A 21,787-nucleotide genomic window follows, 5' to 3' on the forward strand; every position below is an offset into this window, starting at 1 on the left:
TTTTTACAGCTTCAATTTCCAGGATTGGTTTGTAAACCGCTGAATAGTTACCAAAATAATTTAAGGCCCGCAGTTCATAGGGGGCAACAGATAAACCCTCTGAACTGCGGGCCTTAAATTAATTGTTATAGTTCGCTAATAATTAATTCTCCCATTTCTCTTGTACCAACTAAATTCATACCTTTACTCATGATATCCCCTGTCCTGTAGCCTTTGTCCAGCACATTGCCAACCGCTCTTTCTATTGCATCAGCTTCTTTTCCAAGGTTAAAAGAATACCTCAGCATCATTGCTACGGACACTATGGTGGCAATAGGGTTGGCTTTGTCCTGCCCTGCTATATCGGGTGCTGAACCATGTACCGGTTCATACATTCCCAGTTTGCCTGTCCCCAGGCTTGCGGAAGGCAGCATACCGATAGAACCGGTAATCATAGAAGCCTCATCGGATAATATATCGCCAAACATATTGCTGGTTACAATAACATCAAATTGCCTTGGATTCTTAACCAGCTGCATTGCCGCATTATCTACATACATATGACTGACTTCTACTTCAGGATATTCCTGGGCCAATCCTGTAACAACTTCGCGCCACAATCTCGAACTCTCCAGGATATTTGCCTTATCTACCGATACCAGTTTCTTATTTCTTTTCATCGCAATTTCAAACGCCACCCGTGCAATTCGTTCTATCTCTCCAACACTATACTTTTCAGTATCAAAAGCCGAATCATTGTCCCTACCTCTTTCACCAAAATAAATTCCACCGGTCAATTCCCTTACTACCATTACATCCAGGCCTTCTCCAATAATTTCCGGTTTTAAAGGTGACGCATCTTTTAAAGCACTATGCAGTACGGCAGGGCGAAGGTTGGCAAACAGCCCGAGTCCTTTTCTAAGACCCAGCAGTGCCTGCTCAGGCCTTTGACTTCCGGGCAGCGTATCCCATTTGGGACCTCCTACAGCACCCAATAATACCGAGTCACTATTTTTACAAACCTCTAATGTTTTTGCAGGTAAAGGTTCTCCATATTTATCAATTGCACAACCACCGGCGTCTACTTCTTTTAACTCAAATATATGCCCGAATTTTTCTCCTACAGCCTTTAGTACATTGACAGCCTGCTCAGTTACTTCCCTGCCAATCCCGTCACCAGGAATTACGGCTATTTTATAAGTCATATAATTCGGAGTTTGGAGTTCGGAGTTTGGAGTGTATACTTGCACCCTTTATCATCTCCTCTTTTCCATCCTCCCTGCCTCCTTCCATAACATAATATGTTGCAAGGGCAAACTTGTGTGTTCGCCCTGTGTGATATATGCACTCTTCTATTACTTTTCATTTGACGTTTTACTTTAAGTTATCTTTAATATATTCAATTAACCCATTCTTTTTAATAATCTCCTGCATAAACTCAGGAAATGGGGCACTTTTATATACTTTATTCTTGGTTATATTTGTAATCTCCCCAGTATCGAAGTCCACCTTTACTTCATCACCGTCTTCTATATCTCTTGAGGCTTCAGGGCACTCTAAAATAGGTAATCCGATATTAATTGCATTTCTGTAAAAAATTCTTGCAAAGGTTTCTGCAATTACACAGGATATTCCTGAAGCCTTAATAGCGATAGGTGCATGTTCCCGTGAAGAACCGCATCCAAAATTTTTGGCGGCAACCATGATGTCACCGGCTTTTACTTTTTTCACAAAGTCTGCATCCAGATCCTCCATACAGTGTTTCGCCAATTCCGCCGGGTCTGAGGTGTTTAAATATCTTGCAGGAATGATTACATCGGTGTCAACATTATCTCCGTATTTGATCACTTTACCATGTGCCAGCATCTTACATTACCTCCTCTGGTGAAACAATTTTGCCTGCAACCGCAGAAGCTGCCGCAACTGCCGGACTGGATAGATATACTTCGCTCTCAGGGTGTCCCATTCTGCCCACAAAGTTTCTATTGGTGGTTGCAACCGCCCTTTCCCCTTTTGCCAGAATTCCCATGTGTCCACCGAGACATGGTCCGCAGGTAGGGGTACTCACAACGGCTCCCGCTTCAATAAATATTTTTAGCAGTCCTTCTTCCATCGCTTGAAGATAGATTTTCTGTGTTGCAGGGAAAATGATCGTTCTGACATGGGGATGGACTTTTTTCCCTTTCAGAATGCTTGCCGCAACTCTTAAGTCTTCTATTCTGCCATTCGTACATGATCCTATGACAACCTGGTCAATTGTAACTTCTCCAACCTCATCAATGGTTCTCGTATTCTCAGGAAGATGCGGAAATGCAACAGTCGGTTTGATTTGTCCCAGATCAATAATGTAAGTTTCGCTATACTCTGCGTCCTCATCAGCTTTATAAATCTTGTATTCTTTTGTAGAGTGCTCTTTTACATAGGCCAGGGTCTTATCATCCACTTCAAATATTCCATTTTTGGCCCCCGCCTCAATCGCCATGTTAGCCATGGCAAAACGGTCATCCATGGACAGCTCCTTTACTCCTTCGCCTACAAATTCCATGGATTTATAAAGAGCACCATCCACTCCTATCATCCCAATAATATGAAGGATTACATCTTTACCGCTCACCCATTTGTTTAACTTACCCTTCAGCTCAAACTTAATAGCTTCAGGTACCTTGAACCAGGCTTCTCCCGTTGCCATTCCGGCTGCCATGTCAGTACTGCCTATTCCTGTAGAAAATGCGCCTAAGGCTCCATAAGTGCAGGTATGAGAATCCGCTCCTATTACAACATCTCCTGGAACTACCAGTCCTTTTTCAGGGATAAGGGCGTGCTCAATGCCCATCTGTCCTATTTCGAAATAATTCATAATTTTCATCTTTCTTGCAAATTCACGGATATATTTGCATTGTTCTGCCGATTTGATATCCTTATTAGGAGTAAAGTGATCAGGAACAATTGCAATTTTATTTACATCAAATACTTTGTCTACGCCAATTTTTTCAAACTCCTTTACTGCTACCGGCGTAGTAACATCATTTCCCAGTACCAAATCCAATTTAGCTTTTATTAACTGGCCTGGAACAACTTTATCCAATCCCGCATGATCTGCCAAAATCTTTTGCGTCATTGTCATGCCCATAAATATTCCTCCCTCTTAGATAACTCTATTATTCATATTCCCTATCACGAATTCGTCTTGACTAAGTTTTAGATTAAGATTAATATATCTCTCAAAATTAAACTTTTTAATTCAACTTTAGTACCGCGCTTATTGTAGATGCTTTGTTAGAAAAAGATTAGTTTATTTATTTCTATTGTAACCTAAATAAATATAAATTTCTTCTTAATTACTATTAAAAACAAGCACAAAAAAATAACGTTTCTTGTTATAGAAACATTATTTTATATAAATTTGAATTTTTAAATTATTATTAATTTCCCAACTTATTTATACTCAACATATATCATCAATACTATGTTTCTTAATCTCAATCTATATTTTTATCTGCATCTTTATTTATTCATCCTCGCCGCTTTCATCCTTTTCTTGTACTTTAACGGGGTCATGCCTACATATTTCTTAAAAATATCATTATATCTTTGCTGGCTTGAAAACCCTACACTAAGTGCTACATCGCTTACTTTCAAATCTGTTTTTTCCAGTAATTCCTTTGATTTTTCCACCCTCACTTTGAGTAAATAACTCTTAGGGCTTATATCAAATTCTTCTTTAAAAGCATGAGCAAAATAACTTTGACTTAAGAATATATACCTTGCCACATCAGTAAGAGTTAAATCCTTTTCATAATTTTTTTCCATGTACTCCTTCGCAATTTGCATCAGTTCTTTTACTTTTAAGCTTTTATTTTTTATACTTTCTTCCCATTCCATTTTGAGTGCACGGGAAATAAGCACAAACAGCTCCATAATTAAAAGATAGCTTAAAAAGTCACCCCATAAATCCTGTTTTTCCTTTTCCCTTAAAATTCTGTTCATTACATACACAATATCATTTTTTCGGCTCACCTTAAGTGTAATAAAAGGACCGCTTTCCTTATTCTTGACAAATTCTATAAAGTCATTAAGCGATATATCGGAATATTCATCATCATGTTGATTGCGAAATTTAAACCTTAAAACTATGAATTCACAGCCTGATTGAGATTTTACAATAAACTTGTGTGGCTGATACGGCTTAATAATTACAATATCATTAGGACCCAAATGTACATCCTGCCCGGAAATTTGAAATATTGCATTTCCCCGTTTTATATAAACCATTTCAAAATGGTCATGAACGTTGGTTTCCATTGACCAGCTCGGGTCATGAATCCTTTCCAGTGTTTTTACGATTACAGGTAAAAATGATCCATTATTAATTAACCCTTCCCAGGCTTTAGGCAGCATTGCCTCAGACATGTCACTCATCCTTTTTGTTAAATATTTATACTTATTATAACATAAAACATTAAAAATGAGGAGTAGACGTTGCATCATTATGTATAGGTAAAAAAAGTAAAGACTATTGCCGATGTATCAACAATAGCCTTCCTCTTATAATTAACCGACTCTAAAACTAAAAATTATCATTTTAAAGTTGGTTAATTTCATCGATAACTACATTCATTTATTTTTAATATAGGGTATAGATATAAATTATTTAACTTTTATTATATCTCAACCAACAAATTGGTTTTTTACTTGCATAATATCAGTTTGATCAGCCGGTGCAGCAGGTTTATAATAGCCTTTCTGCTCTGCAATTTTATATAAATTGTATTGGAATGTCTCATCACCAGCTCTCAGCTGGGCAATTGTTTGTCTAAGCTGCTCATTGCCAGCCTGTACGAGAACATTGGAATAACCAACTATACTGCTATTTAACATCGAAAGTACGTCATTTACCATATCTCTCTCTTGCATTTTTTTTCCTCCTTTAGCTTAAGAATGACATTAGTTTTTGTTTAGTATTTTTCGCATCCTGCGCAGATTTCTCAAACATTTGTTTAATCTGCGGATCAGTAGCTTGTTGCGCATAGGTACTCAACTTCTGATATGCTGTTTCATGAGCACCAATAAGATGTCGTAGGTTTTGAAGTTCTAATTGATTTAATTGCATTATAAACAACACTCCTTTCTTGATTTTCAAGTATAGTATCTTTAATTAAATTGTAAATTATTCATATATTTTTATTCTACAAGAGACCGCCGCCTCTATGTAATAAATTTCAAGCAAACCTATCATAACAATAATACATGCTGCCAAGCAGCAACCGCAAATATTGGGCTAGCCTCACACATATACTTTTTAACTTATACAAAACGAAGTAAGGCTATAATTACTAAAATAAACCCCGGCAATAAAGTAAGCTTTTCTCCAACGTGGTTAATTATGCTTTGCCTTGCAGTTATATTGCCTAGCCCTATTAAAATAAAATGTGTCAGTCCAAATAAAAATGGTGTTGTAAAAGGATTTAATCCAAAAAGGGATAGCGTAAAAGCCGCAATAGAAGCGTCCATTGCCACCGCCAGGCCAAGGATGGTTCCTTCCGCAGGTTTAATATCATTTTCCTTATCTACATCTGCCAGCAAGGGGTTACGCAAAACTTTTATCAGGTCTTTTATTGAAATATTTAATTTAGGTGAAGCCTTTTGTTGTTCACACATCTCATTTTTTTGATTGTATCCCTCTTTTAATGTAAACAATCCAAGTAAGAGTAAAAGTGCAGCCCCGATGTATTTAGCCATTTCCAGGGATATGTAATGCTTTAAATTAGAACCTACCAGCATTGTAATCATTGAACACACTACTGACCAGAATGAGATTACCAATAAAGATGGTAAGGATATTTTAATTTTTCGTAATCCAAAAGCAAAACCACCCCAGAAACCGTCTAAACTTACTGCAATTGCAATTAAAAGTACACTGATAATGCCATTCATAAGTAACTCACTCCATTTCTTAATTCTTAACTCATAATTAGAATATGAAATGGAGCATACAATTGACACACCTGCTTAGCACAATAGGTTAAATGGTAATTTCATAAAAATACCTATAGTATCTCTTGTATTCTTTTCTCAAGTAAACCTATTAATAAATCATCATCCTCCAATGCTTTTCCCATCCTAATTGTTATATGCGGATAATCCTGATTCACTTCTTTCAGGATCTGCGGGATATCCTCTTGGATATGGATCCCGCTGTATATGAATAGAGGTACAACCAGTATAGTGTCGACGCCTTTTTCAGCCAGCTTGCTGATTGCCTTGCGAATATTGGGCTCCGCCAGCTCCATATGCGCTCCTTCTACATCTTTATACCCTCTTGCCTTTAACTTGTCAATGATGCTTTTAAAAGTTTGCTGAGCCTCCTGTGCCCTACTACCATGTCCAATCACCAAAATTCCTTGGTTCATATTTATCGCTCCTTGTTTAAGTATATCTATTTGGTCAACCCGGGGACGGTTCGAAACTACTGAAAAAGTGCTTATTTTATATTAATTGAAATAATTCTTCCTTATTTCTCGGCACCTTGGCATTCTTCCCTATTAAACCCTTATCTTTCAACTGTTCATATACCTCAATCACCCAAGGTTTCTGTAAATCAGATTTCTCTAATAAGTTGCTATCCAAAAATATCTCCTGTGGCGGTCCTTCCTTCAGTAATTTCCCATCTTTTAGAATAAATATATAGTCAGCCCAGGAGTAGGCCTTGTCTATATCATGAGTAGAAAGTATAACGGTTTTTCCCTGTTTGTTTAATTCGTCAAAAAGATTCATCATCTGTTGCGTATGTTTAGGGTCCAGACTATCAGTAGGTTCATCAAATATGATAACTTTAGGCTCCATTGCCAATATACCGGCAATGCACACCCTCTTTTTTTGTCCATAACTTAAAAAATGGGTAGGCTTGTCCTTTAGAAAGATAATTCCCGTCTCATTCATTACCTTTTCCACCCTTTTTTGGACTTCAAAAAGATCCAGCTTCAGGTTCATAGGACCAAAGGAAATCTCTTGAAATACACTTGCAGAAAAGAGCTGAGAATCAGCATCTTGAAACACAATTCCTATATTTTTACGTAACTCAACCAGTGAAGAGCGTTTATACGTAAGCTCTTTTCCTTCATATTTCACTTTACCCTTTGTAGGCTGATAAATGCCGTTAAAATGTAAAAAAAGTGTAGACTTACCTGCACCATTACCACCTAGTACGGCAATCTTTTTTCCCTGTTCAATTCTTATACTCAGTCCCTTTAACCCATAGGTACCGTCAGGATATTGAAATTCTAAATCTTCAGTTTCCAATATATATTTGTCCAGCATCCTCACTCCATTTGCTCAATTAAGAATTAAAAGTTAAAAACGATTTGGAACGCACTAAAAATCTTGTATTAATTTTTGTATTTTGCATGCGCATCACAATTGCAACTCCAATGTAAAATCATTATTGCGTTATATAAATCTCTATTTATAGAACAAAGCTAATATAATAAGTAACATATCTATAATAACTATAGAAAAAACATTAACTATAGAATTTTTATACCGCGGCTCAAGAACATTCAATGCTCCATCATATCCCCTGGATTCCAAACTTGTATAAAGCGCTTGAGACCGGTACAAAGACCTTATAAACAGGGCTGAAATCAATTGTGCAAAAGAATGATAGCCTCTTTTAACTGAACAATACCCCAAACGTGCATCCTGGGAAATATATATGCGGTTTGCAGTTTCCAACATAACAAAAGTGAATTTATATATTAGCCCCATTAATTCAAGCAGGATTACAGGGCACTTCAGTTTCCTTAATACCGAAATAAGTTGTATCATAGGCGTGGTAAGTGCCAGGAAATAAAGGCAAGAAACTGCTCCAAGGGATTTGAATACCAATCTCATGGCAGTTTCCATGCTCTCATAAGTAATCCCTATATTATATCTAAAAAAATTATGACTAACAATTATGTTCTCTTCTCCCCTCACTCCTACTACAACAATAGTCATTACACTAAGTATTAAAAATGACAGCGGTAGAAGCATTATTTTTATGTAAAATCCAGCAGGAATTTTAGCTTTAAAAATGACAATCAAGGCTGGAACAAATATTGTTATAAGGGATACAGTGATTGATTTACTTAAAAGACATATTGCCATGGTTAGAAAAGCAAATGTAAATTTTTCCATAGGGCTCGCCTTTAACTTATTTACATAAGCATATTTATCTATATAAATCATGTCGTTTGACTCATTCCTTTTTTCTTACCTACAGTATACCCAATGTAATAGAAGATAAAACCCGCTCCTATTGCTGCCTGCAGTGCAAATAACAGGCTTTCAATTTCTCCGCTGGCAGGTTCTAAAATTGGCTCAAACCATGGTTTATAATCAGGTTTTATAGTTTCTATTACCGCCTGTGCTTTTCCATCAGCACCTCCGAATTCTGCATCCTGAATTAGAAAAAGCGGAATAACAGACAATATCACCACTAATAAAATAAGTAAAAAATTTTTTGCCAGTAACCTGTTACCCTGTATCATACTTTTACCTCCTTGGTTAGGACATTTAATTGTTGGAGTTCTCTGGTATTATAGGCATATAATATATTAAAAATAACAACAGTTAATATTCCTTCACTGATTGCCAAAGGAATTTGAGTAACTGCAAAAATAGCCATAAATTTGCCAAGTGACGCCATGACCCCCCCTACAGGATCAGGGAAAGCCAATGCAAGCTGTATGGCTGTTACCATGTAAGTAACTAAATCACCTAGAGTAGCTGCTAAAAAGACAGCAAGCCAGAGTGGTCCGTTCCATTTTCTTACTCCTTTATATATCAGGAAAGCCACAATAGGGCCGGCAATTGCCATAGAAAATACATTTGCCCCTAAAGTAGTAAGACCTCCGTGGGCTAAAAGAATAGCCTGGAATATAAGTACAATAAGACCTAACACTGATGTTACTGCCGGTCCAAAAAGTATTGCGCCTAACCCTACTCCTGTTGGATGAGAACAACTACCGGTAACAGAGGGAATTTTTAAAGCTGATAATACGAAAACAAAGGCTCCAGCCAAAGCCAGAAGCATCTTTAGATTAGGCCTTTCCTTTGTTAATTTGGAAATTTTTCCTATACCAAATATAACAAAAGGAAGGGATATTATCCCCCAGAAAACAGCCCAGCCCACAGGTAAAAAACCTTCCATAATATGCATGGCGTAGGCTGACATAGGAATCAGTAATAACATAAGAAGTACATAAGACATTTTTAATAATACTTTGTTTTTCATTAACCTGACCTCCTCATAAAATGTTATTTAAATAAGGACTAAACTTAACGCACTTCTGATAAGAAACAAAAATCCTCTTTATAAAGAGAGGGTCAGGTTGTATCATATACTTTATTAACGTTCACGTTAATCTACCCCCCCTATCACTCGTAAGGTTTGTAGCATCTACGATACAGGCAGGTCTCCTGGCTCAGAATCATCACAGCTTTACGCCTTCCCAGTTACTCCAGTGGCATTATGCAAAACCGCTCCTCTTTACAGTGGCGTGACCGCGCAGGATTTACACCTGCTTCCCTATTATGCATTGCTGCACCTATATCTGGTTTTATTATATCTTTTAAAATCCTTTTCGTCTATAAAATATCTTTATTTATTTTGTAATTTATTTCACAACAAAAAAACAGCTCACTGATCTACAAGGCTAAGAGCCTGTAAACTTGCGTCTAAGGTCAGGGGACACACCTCTCCTTCGTCGAGGAATGTCCCCAATAAAGGCATCAAACTCGCTACCGCTCAGACAAGTGATGCGGTTTTTCCTCCGCTGCGTTAACAGGCTCTAAGCCTTTCCGCAACGTTCTTTCCATAATATTCTTCAAATATAAAATATACACTCCAAGCGCATTACACAGTGATGGAAATCTTATCCGATTCAGCGGTAATGGTAATAAAACCACCGTTTTTCTGAACTCTGCCCCCGATCACTTTCTGAACAGCGTTAATTGCCAGCAACCTAACCTGCCATGGTATATTGGACTTGTTAATTGCAATGGTGACAGTATCATGTTCTCTGCCAGTCAAAGCAGTTAGTGCAATCTCTCCTTTTGTATCATATATGTTGGTCTCGATTTTTATCCCATTGCTTATTTCAAAAAGATTAAAAGTAATATTTTCAGCATAATTATAGTCCGGCCTTGAATCATTACTTCCCGTCGCAATAACAGAATTCTCTTTTACCATTAACGGCAGGCTCATAAAACCATGTTTTTCTCTAACCCATTTTCCACCTTGCTTTATTTCCCCTGTTATAAAGTTGAGCCATTTCCCTTCAGGAAGGTAGTAATCTACTTCTCCCGATGCTGAGAAAATCGGGGCAACCAACAGGGAATCTCCCAGCATGTACTGTCTGTCCAGATAATCGCAGGCAGGATCAAACGGAAACTCCATCTGCATCGGCCTTAGGACAGGGACTCCTTCCTTGTGTGCTTCACAAGCTTTTTGATAAATATAGGGCATGAGTGTACATTTTAATTTTGTAAAAAACCTCAACACGTCTACAGATTCCTCGTCAAACAGCCACGGCACCCTGTAGGATTGGCTTCCGTGGAGCCGGCTGTGTGAAGAAAGAAGTCCAAATGCACACCAACGTTTGTATAAATCGGGTGTCGCTGTTTTTTCAAAGCCGCCGATATCATGGCTCCAAAAACCAAACCCTGACATGGCCAATGACAATCCGCCCCTTAATGTTTCTGCCATTGATTCATAGGTCGCCCAGCAGTCACCGCCCCAGTGCACAGGAAACTGCTGGCTGCCGGCTGTCGCTGACCGTGCAAACACTACGGCATTGTTTTTACCCATTTTTTCCTCCAGCACTTCAAAGACAGCTTTATTATAAAGATAGGTATAATAATTATGCATTTTAACCGGATGGGCGCCGTTATAATAAACGACATCCGTTGGAATCCTTTCTCCAAAGTCTGTCTTGAAACAGTCAACCCCCATGTCAATAAGCGCTCTTAGTTGGTCTTTATACCATTCATATGCAGCCGGATTGGTAAAATCAACAATTCCCATCCCTGCCTGCCATAAATCGGTCTGCCATATGTCGCCATTTGCTTTTTTTAGGAGATATCCATTTTTCATCCCTTCATCAAATAAACAGGAATTCTGGGCAATATACGGATTTATCCATAAACATATTTTAAGCCCTTTATCCTTAAGCCTTTTTAGCATTTCTTCCGGTTTAGGGAACACCCGTTCATCCCATTTAAAATCACACCATTGATATTCTTTCATCCAGAAGCAATCAAAATGGAAAACATGCAGCGGAATACCGCGTTCCGCCATTCCGTCAATAAATTGGTTGACAGTTTGTTCATCATAGCTTGTTGTAAAAGAAGTTGTAAGCCAGAGCCCGAAGGACCATGCGGGAGGAAGTGCGGGTTTGCCGGTCAAATGGGTATACTTTCTGATAATTTCCTTAGGCGTTGGTCCGTAAATGAGCATATATTCGAGCTCTTCGCCCTGTACACTGAACTGGATACGGGATACCTTTTCCGAAGCAACTTCAAAAGATACTTTGTCCGTGCTGTTTACAAACACCCCGTAGCCCCGGTTTGTCATATAGAAAGGGATGTTTTTATATGCCTGCTCGCTATTTGTTCCACCATCCTGATTCCAGATATCCACCACCTGGCCGTTTTTAACAAAAGGCGTAAATCGTTCGCCAAGACCATATACACACTCGCCTACCGATAGAAGCAGTTGTTCATGGACATATGTGCAGCTGCTGTTCTGTTCTATGATATACCCCATGTTTCTAAAGCTGCTTTCAGTAAGGATCCGGTTATCCGCTATAAATTGAAGTGCCCATTTCTGAGGGCGCTTGTCAATCTTTGCCGTTAACGCACCGCTTGTAAAGCATACGTGATCCCCGCGGTCTTCTATGTGTGTTTTTGTATCAGGATTTTTATAGAGTTCAAAGGACGGCCCGGTATCACGAACGCCTTTGAAATGTGTAAGTTTTACGCTGATTACATCTTCCATGGGTGATGACAGCTGTACAGTTAATACCGGTGCATTAACGGTACCGCTCCTATCTTGTATATGTCTGGTTGAAGCAAATACAGTTAATTCATTATTCTTAATCTTTACATTATTTACTTCCACCGGATGAATGTTTTTTATACCTTCTTTCACAAGCCACTGACCATTTGTAAATTTCAAAATAATCACCTCTGATTTTTTATTAATTTCATTATAGTGAAAAAATATCCCTAAAATCTTTAACAATACCTGAAATTTTGATACAATTCCGGGATTTTGTGATATAATACAAATAATGAAAGAGATACATTTATTTGAGGTAGATCGGCATGAAATTTGAAAAGAAGGAGTTATATAAAGAACAGTCGGTTCACGGAAATGTTTTATTTCCCTTGCACGTGTATAGGAATGAATATGGCAGTAAGCATGATTTTCTGCACTATCACTGGCATGACGAGCTGGAATTTATTTTTATGCATGAAGGCTGCTATAAATTTCTCATTGGCAGCGAAACAGTGACTTTAACGCAAGGACAGGCTGCAGTCGTTAACTCGGCAGATATTCATTCCGGGCTTGGCGGTATTACAGAAACAGGTATATACTATTCAATTGTTTTTGCCATCAATATGCTGAAAGGAGCATACCAGGATTTATGCTACCAGGATTACATTCAGCCTCTGGAAGCCGGAATCTATAGGTTCCCTCTGCTGATTGAAGGAAAGGAAGCATGGCAGGAAAGGGTCCTTAAGGAAATACGTGAAATCATCAACTGCTTTGAAACCAGGCCAAAAGCTTACCCCCTTTTTATCAAATCCTCACTTTTCCGGATTTGTTCCGAACTTCTATCGAACAGTGTCATAAAAACAGAGGAAGAAACGGATAGGGATAAAAAATTGTATTTTTCAAGATTTAAAAAGATAATAGAATTTATTGAGAAAAATTATCCGCAAAAAATATTAATCAAGGACCTTGCCGGACAAATAAATGTTAGCGAAGACTATTTTTATCAACTGTTCAGAAATATGACGGGCAAGACGCCAGTCCAGTATATTAATCAGGTTAGAGTTAACAAAGCCGCTTTCTTGCTGAATGACACAGATTTAAGCATTACTCAGGTCGCTGAAAAAACCGGGTTCGATAATGTGAGCTATTTTATAAGGATATTTAAGAAATATAAAAATTGTACTCCATTAAAATACAGAAAAAATCTTCCGTGAGCAATAGATTTTCCCATTTTTATCCGGCGTGCGGCCGTGTATGCCTCCATCAGCCGCACTGCTTCCTATTTTTTATGTTCTTATCCCTGTATTCGGTTGGAGATACCCCATGTTCGTAAATATTTTAAGATCAGGGGACATACCTCTCCCTGGTCGAGGAAAGTCCCCAATAAAGGCATCAACCCCCCCGGCACTTAATACAATAATTATATAATATGCAAAAGTCATTCGCAAAGACAAATATCCCCAAGTTTCGTCCCTTCTGTGCTATAATAATATATTTCCCGGGAAATAAAAAACGGCAACCGAGAAATTTGTCATTAAAATTCTCGGTTGCCCCTTGTGCTTTTAAACGCTATTGACGGATGGTTGAAATAATGATTTCCCTTTTGCCAATGATCTTATGCCATGAACATTTTAATATCGTCTTCTACATTAGTTATTCCACCTATACCGAACTTTTCCACCAATACTTTTGCTACATTTGGTGACAGGAAGGCAGGTAATGTAGGTCCCAGATGAATATTCTTGACTCCTAAATACAGTAATGCTAATAATACAATGACGGCCTTCTGTTCATACCATGCAATATTGTATGATACAGGCAATTCATTAATATCATTCAATCCAAATGCTTCTTTTAATTTCAGTGCGATTACAGCCAGAGAATATGAGTCATTACATTGTCCTGCATCTAATACTCTCGGTATTCCACCAATGTCTCCCAGATCCAGCTTGTTATATTTGTACTTTGCACATCCTGCTGTAAGTATCACAGTATCCTTTGGCAATTCTTTTGCAAATTCTGTATAATATTCCCTGTTCTTCATTCTTCCATCACATCCGGCCATTACAAAGAATCTTTTTATGGCTCCTGTTTTTACTGCTTCTACTACCTTATCTGCAAGACTTAGCACTTGATGATGTGCAAATCCTCCGATGATTTCTCCTTTTTCTATTTCAACCGGTGGTTTGCATCTCTTGGCATGTTCAATGATTTCTGTAAAATCTTTTGCTTTGCCGTCTTCTCTTGCCGGGATATGTTTCAAACCTTCAAATCCAACTACTCCTGTTGTATAAACCCTATCTTTATAAGAATCCTTGGGTGGCACCAGACAGTTGGTTGTCATTAAAATAGGTCCATTAAAGCTTTCAAATTCCTTGTCCTGCTGCCACCATGCATTTCCATAATTTCCTACAAAGTGAGGGTATTTTTTAAATGCAGGATAATAATGTGCAGGCAGCATTTCACCGTGAGTATACACATCTACGCCTGTCCCTTCTGTCTGCTTTAACAACTCTTCCATATCTTTCAGATCATGTCCGCTTATTAGTATTCCCGGATTATTTCTTACTCCTATATTTACTTTTGTAATTTCCGGATTTCCATAAGTAGATGTGTTCGCCTTGTCTAATAAAGCCATAACATCTACTCCAAATTTACCGCATTCCATTATCAAAGCAACCAGTTCATCTGCGGTTAAAGTATCATCAACAGTTGCTGCCAATGCCTTCTGGGTAAATGCAAATATATTTTCATCTTCATATCCTAAAACATAAGCATGCTCCGCATAGGCTGCCATACCTTTTAAACCGTATGTTAAAAGCTCTCTTAAAGATCTCACATCTTCATTTTCTGTTGCCAATATTCCTACTTTTTCTGCTTTCTTCTCGAATTCATCTGCCGAATCCGCATACCATGTGGCAGAATCATGCAGATTATTCTCTATCTTCCCGCCTGCTTTTATAAACTGTTCTTTGATATCATCGCGTAATGCCAATCCTTCTTTTACTTTTTGAATAAAGTAATTTCTGTCAAAATTTACATTTGTAATGGTTGAAAATAAACTCTCCATTATGAATTTGTTGGCTTCTTTACTGCTAATACCTGCTTCCCTTGCTTTTGTGCTGTAAATGGAAATTCCTTTCAATACATAAATTAATAAATCCTGTAGTTTGGCAACGTCATCCGTTTTTCCACATACACCTCTTACTGTACAGCCTGTCCCCTTGGCTGCCTCTTGGCATTGATAACAAAACATACTCATTTGAACATACCTCCATTATATTTATATTTTGTCCGGGGTTTATGGTTTAGAATTCACTCTCACCCCGGTACGACCGACTATTTAATGCACATTAACATATATACTATTTCTACCTGAATAATATGTTTTTGTGTGGCTCACCCTTTGACATCTTAATAATACAGGAAAATGAGTTTTTAATCTGTGACTCCAGTTACGATTTTTAAAGTCATTTAAAAAATTTAAAACTTTATAATGAGCGAAGTTTAAAATTCAATATTTCCTTAATACAAACTTCGCGAATTTCATCGATAACTATATAGTTCACAGTTAACAGCTCTCAGTTCACAGTAATAAACGATTTAATAGCTTTTACTGTGAACCGTGAACTGTGAACTTATTTACTTTATCTTCCATGTAAAATCATTATCAGTAAATATATACTTTAATTTATTTTTAACTTTAATACTGGTTATCGATGTTTTTGCAGGTAAACGGAGCAAAAATTACATTCCGTAAAGATATTTGCACAAGATGTAACTTTTTTATCATGAAAAGCATAGTATGTTATTGAAATACCTGTAAAGGAGGGGTGGTAAAATGGCTGAAACAAAAGGATATTATGGCTTCGGTTATGATTGGGTCTGGATTATCATCATTCTATTCTTCTTCCTGTTCTTCTGCAATGGCTATGGCCCATATTATAAAAACTATTAGTTAAAGCCTGCTACTTAAAATTTATCACCTGATACTTATGAAAGACATACGTATTTGTGGGATTCCTAGGAAACTTTTTTTAATGATGATGATAAATTATTGTGGTTTATTATTCTATTCTTACTGTTATTCTGTGGCTGCAGATACGGATATGGCTATGTAAATAAAGAATAATCTGTTAAACAGAAAACAGGGGAGTAATAATGCCGGCATTATTACTCCCCTGTTAACCTTATTCACAACCCGAATTACTATTCGGTTCCCAACACCCTGATATAATCCACATAAGGGTCTGCAGTTCCCTGTAACTGACAATGCTCTGACTTCAAAATGTTCACATATTCAATGATATCTTTCGTAATCCTTTCCCCGGGACAGATTACAGGAATACCCGGCGGGTATGCCATGATCATTTCTGCTGATATTTCACCAGCCGCATCTTCCAGCCTGATACTCTTTTTATGGCTGTAAAACGCATCTCTCGGGCTTACAATCAATTTAGGCTTATAAGGAATTCTGGTAGCATTTTTTACTTCTTTTATTTCAGTTTTAGATGAAATATCTTTAAGTGCATTCACAAGGGCTTGAAGATCTTCCTTTGAATCGCCTATGGTTACAATCGCAAGTATATTATAGAGGTCAGAGAGTTCAATTTGTATGTTATATTCCGCCCTTAATTTTTTCTCTATTTCATAGCCGGTATATCCCAATTTCCTTACATTTATCCCTAGCTTTGTTTCATCAAAATCATAACATCCTGGTGTACCAATCAATTCTTTTCCAAAAGCATACAATCCATCAATTTTGTTAATTTCCCCTCTGGCCCACCTTACCAGTTCCAATGTCTCTTCCAACATATCTGCACCTTGCGTCGCCATTTGCTTTCTGGCTACATCCAATGAAGCCATTAATACATAAGACGCACTTGTAGTGTAGGTTAGGTTAATAACCTGTTTTACCGCTTCTGGTGATACAATATTTCCACGCGTCAACAGCACTGAGCTTTGAGTCATGGAACCTCCGGTTTTATGCAAGCTTACTGCACTCATGTCTGCACCTACTTCCATGGCTGTAAGAGGAAAATCATCATGGAAAGACATATGCGCCCCATGTGCTTCATCTACCAGAACTGCCATGCCATGCCTGTGGGCAATCCGCACGATTGCTTTTAAGTCCGAAATGGCTCCATAATAGGTGGGGTTAATTACAAAAACAGCTTTCGCGTGGGGGTGGTCTTTTATAGCTTTTTTTACCGCCTCCTCGGTAATTCCCATCGCTATTCCCAAGTCCTCATTAATTTCAGGTTGAACGTACACCGGTACTGCACCACTTAGTATAATTCCACCAATAGTAGATTTGTGTGCATTCCTTGGTATGATGATTTCATCTCCCGGCTCACACATACTCATAATCATTGCCTGCACACCGGCTGTTGTGCCATTTACCAAAAAATATGCATTTTGTGCTCCAAAGGCCTGAGCACAAAGCTTTTCAGACTCCAGAATAACACCTATAGGATTGCTGGCATTATCCAAATCCTCCATACCATTTACATCCATTTCCAATACTCTATGTCCAACGTATTCCCTAAATTCCTGAATGCCTTTACCTTGCTTGTGGCCAGGCACATGAAAGGGAATAACCTTGCTGTCTACGTAGTTTTTTAACGCATCAAAAAGCGGTGTTTTTGATTGATCAAGTCTCTTCATTTGTTTCACCCCCAAATTTCTAGGCTTTTTTAATTTTTTGCATGATAAATATATTAATGCATATTAGGTTAAATTTCAAGTATTTTATTTTCAAAAACAACTAAATAAATTTATATCTCTTCAACCCTGCTAACTCCTTGAATACGTGCTACTTCTTTAATAACCCTTTCATGGGTCAGACCGTGAGGCAACTTGAGTCGTAATCTTAACAGTATCTCACTATCATCATCTGCTGTCTCGGTATCTACGAATTCTATGCTCCTGATGTTTACATCGTACCTGCCCAATAGCAAGCCAATTTCTCCAATTTTCCCCGGTTTGTTTTCCATTTCTACAAAAATACTGAGATGTGAAGCTTTACTTTGCAGGACTTTTCCGAATTTACTGAGCAAAATTAGCGTAAAATAGATAATGGCTGCTCCAGCAATTGCACCCTCGTAAAATCCGATTCCGGCAGCTAATCCTACACATGCTACAGCCCAAAGGCTTGCTGCTGTTGTAAGTCCTTTTACACTCATGCCCTGCCTTATAATAGTTCCAGCTCCCAGAAAGCCTATCCCGCTGATTACCTGTGCTCCCAATCTTGCAGGGTCTATATCGGTAATTTCTTGATATTTGTGAAAAATATATTCGGAAGTAGTCATTACGATAGCTGAGCCTACACAAACTAATATATGTGTTCTGAATCCGGCAGGCCGGTTCTTATCCTCTCTTTCCAATCCTATCAAACCACTTAGCATTACTGCCAACCCCAATCTAATAAAAATCGTCTGCAAATCCACAACATCTTCCTCCTTATATTATACACTTCCCACTACTCATTCCTCACTTATTCTATATAATTATATACTATGCTATAACAGAATAGAAAGAACAAAAAAAGTGCCCCCAATATAGAGCACTCTTAATATATCCTGTTAAATGCAGTTTGAACCTTTAACTTCGAATTTTGCCACCATTCAACAATCTTGAATTTGATCTGAACAGGAATCTCATCATCTGTATTTGCTGTAGTAATAATTTTGTATTCCTCTTCAGTAAGTACGTTTTTAAGTTTTTGCTTTGAACTTTCAGGTACTACACCATGGGTTGCATCTACAAAGCATAATGGCGGGAAGAGGACGCACCACCAGTTGGCACCTTTTCCCTCTCCAATAACTACTCTCAACGCCTCATAATTGCCAGCCGGTAATGTTATATCACCATATACCTTGGTAGGAAAAGGGTAAATACCTAAAGATGCCTTAACGTCATAATCTTTATTCCATTTTTTAATTTCATCTTTTGCAATTTCTTCTATTCTCGCAATATTTCTTTGTATTAATTCTTTTGTTGCATCGACGTTATCCGATTCATCAAAATACTCTTTCATCTCATTAATAATTCTATCCCTGACACTCCTTTTTAGCGCCTGGTCTTCCTCTGAATCACTATTCGCTACAACATGAAAACGTACCAGGTTGTGGGCTAAATCAGCTTGTACACTATTTGAATAGTTGCTTATAAAAATTGTACATATCATTCCAATAATTACTGCCAATATTACTTTGTTCATTAATCATTCCCCCTATTTTTGTCTCTACTTAGAGTATTGACATAAATAAGGGAAAACATACATAAAAATTCAATTAATCTTTAATTGCGCCTTTACAAACGCTAAGTCTGATGGTTTATCTACATCGTTTGCCAGTTCCGGATAGTCGCTTATAATTGCCCTTGCCTTAATATCAAATATTTTTGAAAATCTTTTTTCAGCCTGGCTTATAGTTAGCTGTTTTGTTAAAAGCAAAATTAGTGTTCCCAAGCCCAGGACACTTGCCATTTTTAGTACGTTTTTTCTGTATACAATTAACTGCTGCGCCTTGATACAGCATTTGTCAATAACATTTGGATTAATATAAAACAAGTTTCCGCCGGTAAAGGTTCCTTCTTTTATCGTAGTATAAGTCCGTTCTATTCCTGGAAATCTTATATCGTTAACAGTTTTATCGACAATGGGATAACATAAATCTGCCCCAGTTTCCCGCGATTTGCCAATAAAGTCATTAACGCATTCAACTGTTAACATGGGAATATCCGATGTACAAATGATCAGGTGCTTTTCTTTTCCCAGAAATTTTACCCCTTCTGCCACATTATCTATAATGAGCCCTTTTCCATCTATAATGTAGTCTACCTGCCCATTTAACAAATCATAAAGTTTCTCATAGGGGCCTATCACTCCTATTTTATCTACTAATTCACATTTTTTTAATACTTCTATTACATATTGCACCATGGGTTTCCCATGAATGTCTATAAGGGCTTTTACCTGTGTCCCTAATTTATTATTACTGTCTTCCCCAGCAAGGATAAGTGCATTCAGCAATCCCCTATTCCCCCGTCCCCAAAGAATCAATCATAGTTTTTTCTTGGTGCTTTATATGAATAGAAGCCAGCTCTTGTGCAAGTTTTCCATCTCCATTTTCAATCGCCTGATAAATATCATTGTGTTCCTTCACAAGTTCCTTTGGACTGCTGTAATCTTTAAGGTAAACTACCCTGAAACGGTGAATCTGTTCTTTTAAATTGGTAGCAATTTGTACCAGCTTATCATTTCTTGAAGCTTTGTAAATCAGCTCATGAAATTCTACGTCTTTTTTTATCAGTCCCTGTACATTATTTTTTTCCATATATTGCACAAACTGATTTACGATATTCTTCAATTCTTTTAATTCATCCTTGTTAATCCTTTTTGCTGCAAGAGCAGATGCCAAACCGTCCAGAGAACTCCGGACCTCCAAAACATCCATTATATCCTTTACAGAAAGTTCGGCAACATGGGCACCTTTTCGAGGAACCATTACCACCAGGCCTTCTAATTCCAGCTTCCTTATAGCTTCTCTTACAGGTGTCCTGCTTACGCCCATTTTTTCCGCAAACTGAATTTCCATTAACCGTTCTCCCGGCTTTAATTCTCCCATGATAATAGCTTCTCTTAAAGAGTCAAATATTACTTCTCTCAGCGGTTTATAATCATTTAAATTTATTTTTGACAATTTACCTGCCATAAGCTTTATCTCTCCCCGTAATTACTATTATACGTATTAACCACAAAAATATCGCTTGCTATGGTCCTTAGTTTATTTACTGCTTTTCTGGCACTTACCTCATGTTCAAAGATTCCAAAAACGGTTGGACCGCTGCCACTCATAATAGAACCCAAGGCTCCGCTTCCCAACATAATGTTTTTAATCCGGTTTATTACCCTATATTCTTTTGCAGTGACAGCCTCCAGGACATTATACATTCCTCTGGCAATTGCTATAATATCCTGGTTGTATATCGCATTAATTATAGCTTCAGTATCGGGGCGCATCGTTATATTTTCTACTTTTAGTTTACCATATATATGTGCTGTTGAAACACTGATAGGTGGCTTAGCTAACACAACAATCGCAGTAGGCATAGGTGGCAACAAAGTTAGAATATCCCCTATCCCTTCGGCTAATGCAGTCCCTCCTAATATACAATAGGGAACATCAGCCCCCAACTTTTTACCCATTTGCATTAGTTGATCGGTATTTAAGCTTGTTTTAAACATCTTATTCATAGCAATAAGAACAGCTGCCGCATTAGTACTACCACCAGCCAAGCCTGCTGCTACAGGAATATTTTTTTGAATATTGATCTTAATTCCTGCATCATTGATATCAAGTGTATTAAAAAAAAGCTGGGCTGCTTTATATGCAATATTTTTCTCATCTGTGGGTAAATAAGGCAGATTGGTCTTAATTTCTATACCATTTTCTATTTTTTCCAAGTGCAGCACATCATATAAGTCGACAGTCTGCATAATCATCTTCACATTATGATAGCCATCTTCTCTTTTATTTAATACATCTAAAGTGATATTAATCTTTGCTCTGGATTTTATTTCCATTTTATTCATTTTTTCACCGCCCTGTCTTGAAAATATTATATACAAAATACTGTATACTTTCAAATATTTTTTACAGCAATAGACAGGAAGAATATAGATAAAGATAGAAATAAAGGACGATGAAACCTCGCCCCTATATAAATTCTGAATCTATATCTATGTCTTTATCTGTGTCTAAT

At 37.5% G+C, this 21,787-nt stretch carries 21 protein-coding genes and 1 riboswitch; of the genes, 1 reads left to right on the plus strand and 20 read right to left on the minus strand.

Going from position 1 to position 21,787, the window contains the following annotated elements; genetic code table 11:
• Positions 1-125: 125 nt before the first annotated feature.
• The 13 genes from leuB to yicI all read right to left on the minus strand — a co-directional run bounded on the left by leuB (position 126) and on the right by yicI (position 12,196).
• Positions 126-1,184: a 3-isopropylmalate dehydrogenase gene (gene leuB, locus CIB29_RS14975; RefSeq protein WP_094551155.1), complete on the minus strand. Its 1,059-nt coding sequence runs from the start codon at positions 1,182-1,184 to the stop codon at positions 126-128.
• Between the two features lie 169 nt (positions 1,185-1,353).
• Positions 1,354-1,845: a 3-isopropylmalate dehydratase small subunit gene (gene leuD, locus CIB29_RS14980; RefSeq protein ID WP_094551018.1), complete on the minus strand. Its 492-nt coding sequence runs from the start codon at positions 1,843-1,845 to the stop codon at positions 1,354-1,356.
• A 1-nt stretch (position 1,846) separates the two neighbouring features.
• Positions 1,847-3,109 carry a 3-isopropylmalate dehydratase large subunit gene (leuC, locus tag CIB29_RS14985; RefSeq protein WP_094551020.1) on the minus strand — a complete coding sequence of 421 codons (1,263 nt, stop codon included), beginning with the start codon at positions 3,107-3,109 and terminating at the stop codon, positions 1,847-1,849.
• Positions 3,110-3,483: 374 nt separating this feature from the next.
• The gene (locus tag CIB29_RS14990) at positions 3,484-4,389 is read right to left on the minus strand and encodes an AraC family transcriptional regulator (RefSeq protein ID WP_423241308.1); all 906 of its coding nucleotides are present in this window, start codon (positions 4,387-4,389) and stop codon (positions 3,484-3,486) included.
• A 258-nt stretch (positions 4,390-4,647) separates the two neighbouring features.
• On the minus strand, positions 4,648-4,893 hold the full coding sequence (locus CIB29_RS14995; RefSeq protein WP_094551024.1) for a spore coat protein: 246 nt from the start codon (positions 4,891-4,893) through the stop codon (positions 4,648-4,650).
• 13 nt (positions 4,894-4,906) lie between these two features.
• The gene (locus CIB29_RS15000; protein ID WP_094551026.1) at positions 4,907-5,089 is read right to left on the minus strand and encodes a hypothetical protein; all 183 of its coding nucleotides are present in this window, start codon (positions 5,087-5,089) and stop codon (positions 4,907-4,909) included.
• A gap of 194 nt (positions 5,090-5,283) precedes the next feature.
• Entirely contained in the window at positions 5,284-5,913 is a 630-nt protein-coding gene (locus CIB29_RS15005; RefSeq protein WP_094551028.1) for a manganese efflux pump, read from the minus strand.
• Between the two features lie 113 nt (positions 5,914-6,026).
• Positions 6,027-6,389 carry a sirohydrochlorin chelatase gene (locus CIB29_RS15010; RefSeq protein WP_094551030.1) on the minus strand — a complete coding sequence of 121 codons (363 nt, stop codon included), beginning with the start codon at positions 6,387-6,389 and terminating at the stop codon, positions 6,027-6,029.
• A gap of 76 nt (positions 6,390-6,465) precedes the next feature.
• Positions 6,466-7,296 carry an ATP-binding cassette domain-containing protein gene (locus CIB29_RS15015; protein ID WP_094551032.1) on the minus strand — a complete coding sequence of 277 codons (831 nt, stop codon included), beginning with the start codon at positions 7,294-7,296 and terminating at the stop codon, positions 6,466-6,468.
• Positions 7,297-7,437: 141 nt separating this feature from the next.
• On the minus strand, positions 7,438-8,205 hold the full coding sequence (gene cbiQ, locus CIB29_RS15020) for a cobalt ECF transporter T component CbiQ (protein ID WP_094551034.1): 768 nt from the start codon (positions 8,203-8,205) through the stop codon (positions 7,438-7,440).
• On the minus strand, positions 8,202-8,507 hold the full coding sequence (locus CIB29_RS15025) for an energy-coupling factor ABC transporter substrate-binding protein (RefSeq protein WP_094551036.1): 306 nt from the start codon (positions 8,505-8,507) through the stop codon (positions 8,202-8,204). The genes cbiQ and CIB29_RS15025 overlap by 4 nt, the downstream gene beginning before the upstream one ends.
• On the minus strand, positions 8,504-9,253 hold the full coding sequence (locus tag CIB29_RS15030) for an energy-coupling factor ABC transporter permease (RefSeq protein WP_094551038.1): 750 nt from the start codon (positions 9,251-9,253) through the stop codon (positions 8,504-8,506). Before CIB29_RS15030 ends, CIB29_RS15025 begins: the two co-directional genes overlap by 4 nt.
• 158 nt (positions 9,254-9,411) lie before the next feature.
• Positions 9,412-9,585, minus strand: a riboswitch (cobalamin riboswitch).
• Between the two features lie 289 nt (positions 9,586-9,874).
• A complete protein-coding gene (yicI, locus tag CIB29_RS15035) occupies positions 9,875-12,196 on the minus strand; it encodes an alpha-xylosidase (RefSeq protein WP_094551040.1) in 2,322 nt (773 codons plus the stop codon).
• A gap of 149 nt (positions 12,197-12,345) precedes the next feature.
• On the opposite strand from yicI, the gene CIB29_RS15040 reads away from it, so the two are divergent.
• Positions 12,346-13,233 (plus strand): AraC family transcriptional regulator, encoded by an 888-nt coding sequence (locus CIB29_RS15040; RefSeq protein ID WP_094551042.1) that lies wholly within the window; start codon positions 12,346-12,348, stop codon positions 13,231-13,233.
• Positions 13,234-13,634: 401 nt separating this feature from the next.
• On the opposite strand, the gene hcp is transcribed toward CIB29_RS15040, so the two are convergent.
• The 7 genes from hcp to ispE form a co-directional block, all read right to left on the minus strand.
• Positions 13,635-15,281 (minus strand): hydroxylamine reductase, encoded by a 1,647-nt coding sequence (gene hcp, locus CIB29_RS15045; protein ID WP_094551044.1) that lies wholly within the window; start codon positions 15,279-15,281, stop codon positions 13,635-13,637.
• 947 nt (positions 15,282-16,228) lie between these two features.
• On the minus strand, positions 16,229-17,686 hold the full coding sequence (locus CIB29_RS15050; RefSeq protein ID WP_094551045.1) for an aminotransferase class I/II-fold pyridoxal phosphate-dependent enzyme: 1,458 nt from the start codon (positions 17,684-17,686) through the stop codon (positions 16,229-16,231).
• A 110-nt stretch (positions 17,687-17,796) separates the two neighbouring features.
• Positions 17,797-18,468 carry an MgtC/SapB family protein gene (locus CIB29_RS15055; RefSeq protein WP_242965245.1) on the minus strand — a complete coding sequence of 224 codons (672 nt, stop codon included), beginning with the start codon at positions 18,466-18,468 and terminating at the stop codon, positions 17,797-17,799.
• Between the two features lie 122 nt (positions 18,469-18,590).
• The gene (spoIIR, locus tag CIB29_RS15060) at positions 18,591-19,241 is read right to left on the minus strand and encodes a stage II sporulation protein R (protein ID WP_094551047.1); all 651 of its coding nucleotides are present in this window, start codon (positions 19,239-19,241) and stop codon (positions 18,591-18,593) included.
• A gap of 69 nt (positions 19,242-19,310) precedes the next feature.
• Positions 19,311-20,054 carry a nucleotidyltransferase family protein gene (locus CIB29_RS15065; RefSeq protein WP_198543906.1) on the minus strand — a complete coding sequence of 248 codons (744 nt, stop codon included), beginning with the start codon at positions 20,052-20,054 and terminating at the stop codon, positions 19,311-19,313.
• 4 nt (positions 20,055-20,058) lie between these two features.
• Positions 20,059-20,736, minus strand: coding sequence for a GntR family transcriptional regulator (locus CIB29_RS15070; RefSeq protein ID WP_094551049.1), 678 nt, complete (start codon positions 20,734-20,736; stop codon positions 20,059-20,061).
• 5 nt (positions 20,737-20,741) lie between these two features.
• The gene (gene ispE / locus CIB29_RS15075) at positions 20,742-21,608 is read right to left on the minus strand and encodes a 4-(cytidine 5'-diphospho)-2-C-methyl-D-erythritol kinase (protein ID WP_094551161.1); all 867 of its coding nucleotides are present in this window, start codon (positions 21,606-21,608) and stop codon (positions 20,742-20,744) included.
• Between the last annotated feature and the right edge of the window lie 179 nt (positions 21,609-21,787).

Source organism: Petroclostridium xylanilyticum, from assembly GCF_002252565.1.
In the GTDB taxonomy this organism is placed as follows: domain Bacteria; phylum Bacillota; class Clostridia; order SK-Y3; family SK-Y3; genus Petroclostridium; species Petroclostridium xylanilyticum.

Excerpts from the sequence above, each read along its gene's own strand:
- leuB (WP_094551155.1), bottom strand. The coding sequence starts at position 1,184 with ATGACTTATAAAATAGCCGTAATTCCTGGTGACGGGATTGGCAGGGAA.
- leuD (WP_094551018.1), bottom strand. The coding sequence starts at position 1,845 with ATGCTGGCACATGGTAAAGTGATCAAATACGGAGATAATGTTGACACC.
- leuC (WP_094551020.1), bottom strand. The coding sequence starts at position 3,109 with ATGGGCATGACAATGACGCAAAAGATTTTGGCAGATCATGCGGGATTG.
- CIB29_RS14990 (WP_423241308.1), bottom strand. The coding sequence starts at position 4,389 with ATGTCTGAGGCAATGCTGCCTAAAGCCTGGGAAGGGTTAATTAATAAT.
- CIB29_RS14995 (WP_094551024.1), bottom strand. The coding sequence starts at position 4,893 with ATGCAAGAGAGAGATATGGTAAATGACGTACTTTCGATGTTAAATAGC.
- CIB29_RS15000 (WP_094551026.1), bottom strand. The coding sequence starts at position 5,089 with ATGCAATTAAATCAATTAGAACTTCAAAACCTACGACATCTTATTGGT.
- CIB29_RS15005 (WP_094551028.1), bottom strand. The coding sequence starts at position 5,913 with ATGAATGGCATTATCAGTGTACTTTTAATTGCAATTGCAGTAAGTTTA.
- CIB29_RS15010 (WP_094551030.1), bottom strand. The coding sequence starts at position 6,389 with ATGAACCAAGGAATTTTGGTGATTGGACATGGTAGTAGGGCACAGGAG.
- CIB29_RS15015 (WP_094551032.1), bottom strand. The coding sequence starts at position 7,296 with ATGCTGGACAAATATATATTGGAAACTGAAGATTTAGAATTTCAATAT.
- cbiQ (WP_094551034.1), bottom strand. The coding sequence starts at position 8,205 with ATGATTTATATAGATAAATATGCTTATGTAAATAAGTTAAAGGCGAGC.
- CIB29_RS15025 (WP_094551036.1), bottom strand. The coding sequence starts at position 8,507 with ATGATACAGGGTAACAGGTTACTGGCAAAAAATTTTTTACTTATTTTA.
- CIB29_RS15030 (WP_094551038.1), bottom strand. The coding sequence starts at position 9,253 with ATGAAAAACAAAGTATTATTAAAAATGTCTTATGTACTTCTTATGTTA.
- CIB29_RS15040 (WP_094551042.1), top strand. The coding sequence starts at position 12,346 with ATGAAATTTGAAAAGAAGGAGTTATATAAAGAACAGTCGGTTCACGGA.
- hcp (WP_094551044.1), bottom strand. The coding sequence starts at position 15,281 with ATGAGTATGTTTTGTTATCAATGCCAAGAGGCAGCCAAGGGGACAGGC.
- CIB29_RS15050 (WP_094551045.1), bottom strand. The coding sequence starts at position 17,686 with ATGAAGAGACTTGATCAATCAAAAACACCGCTTTTTGATGCGTTAAAA.
- spoIIR (WP_094551047.1), bottom strand. The coding sequence starts at position 19,241 with ATGAACAAAGTAATATTGGCAGTAATTATTGGAATGATATGTACAATT.
- CIB29_RS15070 (WP_094551049.1), bottom strand. The coding sequence starts at position 20,736 with ATGGCAGGTAAATTGTCAAAAATAAATTTAAATGATTATAAACCGCTG.
- ispE (WP_094551161.1), bottom strand. The coding sequence starts at position 21,608 with ATGGAAATAAAATCCAGAGCAAAGATTAATATCACTTTAGATGTATTA.